Below are 2,861 nucleotides of genomic sequence, written 5' to 3'. Positions count from 1 at the left end.
AATCTCTTTTTATGTGGATATTTTTAGTAGAAGATGAAAAGCAGCTTGCCAGTTCCCTTAAACGGGGACTGGAAGAGGAAGGTCATGTGGTGGAAATGATGCATGATGGGGAAGAGGCCGAGCTACAGGGACTGGTTACTGATTATGATCTGGTGATTTTGGACTGGCGGCTGCCCAATCGGGATGGAAAGCAAATTCTGGAGCGTTGGCGCGCGGAAGACCGGACCTTTCCGGTTCTCATGCTGACGGCACTTGGAGATCTCGACCATAAAGTTACTGGATTGGATGCCGGTGCTGACGATTACATGAGTAAGCCTTTTTCATTTGAAGAGCTTCTTGCGCGCATTCGGGCATTGAGCCGGCGTTCATCCGAGATCCATAATAATGAAGTTGTTTCCGTGGGACCAATTGCAGTGGATTCGCGCAAACATTGGGTAAAAGTATGCAATATTGAGCGATCGCTCAGACCCAAGGAGTTTATTCTGTTAGAACTTTTATTGAGCGAGCCGGAAACGGTTTTTTCTAAGACCCAATTGGCAGAGCGGGTATGGGGATCGGCCTATCATGTGAGTGATAATACGATTGAGGCCACAATTTCAACGCTGCGACAGAAGTTGGCCGAGTCATTTGAAGAGTGCGGGAAAATTTTTTTAAAAGACCACTCCCAGGTAATTGAAACCATACGAGGCGCGGGATATCGACTTAACAGCGAGCTAATCAACAAATATGAGTAGGATTGTGAGCAGGGTAACTGGTTTTTTCGATCGACTGTCTATCTCTAAAAAACTGGCATTTTGGTATGGGTTGAGCTTGTTTATCATGTTAAGTGCTTTTGGCTATTTTTTATATGAATCATTTCATCAATCGATTCATCATAACTATGATCGTCATTTGCGGTTCGAGGCTGAACAGCTGCTCCCGCACATCAATACGGCCGGGGATACGCTTTCCATTGACTTGTCAGGCTATAGTCGTAATGCCGCGCTCAAGAGCGGGGTAGAATACGGAACCTATGTGCGACTATATAACCGGGAAGGACAACTCATTTATAGGAGCCCGAACTTTACCGGTGTCGATCAGCCTTTGGAAACCGATATCCCCGAAGCTGCGGAAGAGTATTCGCTCAGCAGCCAGTGGCAAGAGCTTCCGACACGGACGCTGTTTTACCCTATTATTGAAAACGAGGACGAGATCAATGGATGGTTGGAAGTCACCGGATTCGAATGGACCCTGCATGAAGAACTGAGTCGGTTCAGGCGATATCTGCTGGTTCTGATTGCAATAAGTGTGGCTTTTTCGATCCTCGGAGGATACTGGCTGTCCCGAAGGGCGTTGTCCCCTGTGTCTTCCATTATCGATGCTGCCAAATCGATCACAGCCACAGATATGGACAAGCGCATACCCGTGAATTACCAGGTTCGAGACGAGCTCACCGATCTGGCCGAAACTTTTAATATGATGCTTAACCGTCTGCAAAAAGGTTTTGAGCGGGAAAAACGCTTCACCTCTGATGCGGCCCACGAGCTGATGACGCCGCTCTCATCCATGCGAAGCGACGCGGAAATCATGCTGCGGAAACCCCGTTCAAAAGAGGAGTATCAGGAAACCATCCAGCGGATGTTAACAGAAACCCGCCGTATGAGCGAGATGGTGCATCTGTTGCTCCAGCTGTCTCGGGTGGAGTCTGTACATCGATTGGAGGCTGAACGCATAAATATCAGTCAGATCACTGAGGCGGTAACTGCCGGGTACCAGCAAAAGGCTCGGGCTAAAGATATTGCTATGAAAGTAGATATTACCCCGGAGTTACAAATTCGTGCCCATGGAGCTTATATCGAGGAGGTCATAAATAATCTCTTGGAAAATGCGTTGAAATATACCCCTGAAGGAGGAAGAGTGGATCTGCAGGTGCAGCGATCCAGTGGAAAAGCAGTAATCCATTTAAGTGATACGGGCATTGGATTTGATCAGGAAACAAAAAGACATCTGTTTGAGCGTTTTTACCGCGCGGATCAGCGGGAGGTTCAACAGTGTCCCGGCAGTGGGCTGGGATTGCCCTTGGTGAAAGCAATTGTCGAGCTGTATGAGGGAAAGATTCGGGCGTATAGCGATGGGCAGGGGGAGGGGAGTACATTTGTAGTTGAATTGCCATTGGTATAAGAACCAAAAAGTTAACCGGGCTTTGTGGCCTCTATCTTTTTGACAATTCCACCGGATGTTAAGTCGCGGGCGGTTTCTATATCCCATCCTGCCTTTTTAACGTTTGAGACCGTTCTGCGGGCTATATGTACGCCACTCAGGTAATGGATGGGGCTATCCAGTTTTTCCATTGCGGAAGCTAACACCGGGGGATTAGCACGCATGTGTTCCAGCATATGAAGAGTGCCTCCGGGCTTGGTGACGCGCAGAGCTTCTTTTAATCCCAGGATGGGATCAGGAACCGAGCAAAATACGAAGGTGGCTACCGCAGCGTCAAAATGGTTGTCGGGAAAGTCCATGTCCTGAGCATCCATCTCTTTAAGCGAGATACGGTCTTGCTGATTTTTATCCAACAATTGTTTTGCCCGTTTTAGCATACCCGGGGAAAGGTCAATTCCTGTTAACGCAATATTATCGGGATAATAGGGGATATTCTTGCCCGTTCCCACTCCGATTTCAAGAACCTTCGGTCCCGTTATCTGATTCCAAAGTTGTTTTCGCCAGCGACTAAAAAGAAACCGTTCCAGGGGCCATTCCATAATGTTATAGAAAGGAGCAATCAGATCGTACCGGCTACGCGTATGTTGTTTTCCTCTCTGGGCCATATGGCAGTTTAAATTTGTCAGAATCAGCTGTCACGGATTGTGACCGTTCTCGATAAT

At 47.7% G+C, this 2,861-nt stretch carries 3 protein-coding genes; 2 read left to right on the top strand and 1 reads right to left on the bottom strand.

The features are described from left to right. On the top strand, window positions 1-734 hold a 734-nt coding region (locus tag ACESLU_RS13755), incomplete at its 5' end, for a response regulator transcription factor (protein WP_372639200.1). Continuing rightward, window positions 727-2,160, top strand: coding sequence for a sensor histidine kinase (locus ACESLU_RS13750; RefSeq protein ID WP_372639199.1), 1,434 nt, complete (start codon window positions 727-729; stop codon window positions 2,158-2,160). The genes ACESLU_RS13755 and ACESLU_RS13750, both read left to right, overlap by 8 nt. Window positions 2,161-2,171: 11 nt before the next feature. Here the strand turns inward: ACESLU_RS13750 and ACESLU_RS13745 are convergent, their stop codons facing one another. Continuing rightward, window positions 2,172-2,804, bottom strand: coding sequence for a class I SAM-dependent methyltransferase (locus ACESLU_RS13745; RefSeq protein ID WP_372639198.1), 633 nt, complete (start codon window positions 2,802-2,804; stop codon window positions 2,172-2,174). Window positions 2,805-2,861: the final 57 nt, after the last annotated feature.

The sequence above is a fragment of the Fodinibius sp. genome (genome assembly GCF_041642155.1).
GTDB lineage: Bacteria > Bacteroidota > Rhodothermia > Balneolales > Balneolaceae > Fodinibius.
Note: the sequence above shows the minus strand (reverse complement) of the source record. Positions and strands in the feature narration are given on the sequence as shown.

Bases quoted from the DNA above. Each gene is read 5' to 3' on its own strand.
- ACESLU_RS13745 (WP_372639198.1), bottom strand. From the start codon at position 2,804: ATGGCCCAGAGAGGAAAACAACATACGCGTAGCCGGTACGATCTGATT.
- ACESLU_RS13750 (WP_372639199.1), top strand. From the start codon at position 727: ATGAGTAGGATTGTGAGCAGGGTAACTGGTTTTTTCGATCGACTGTCT.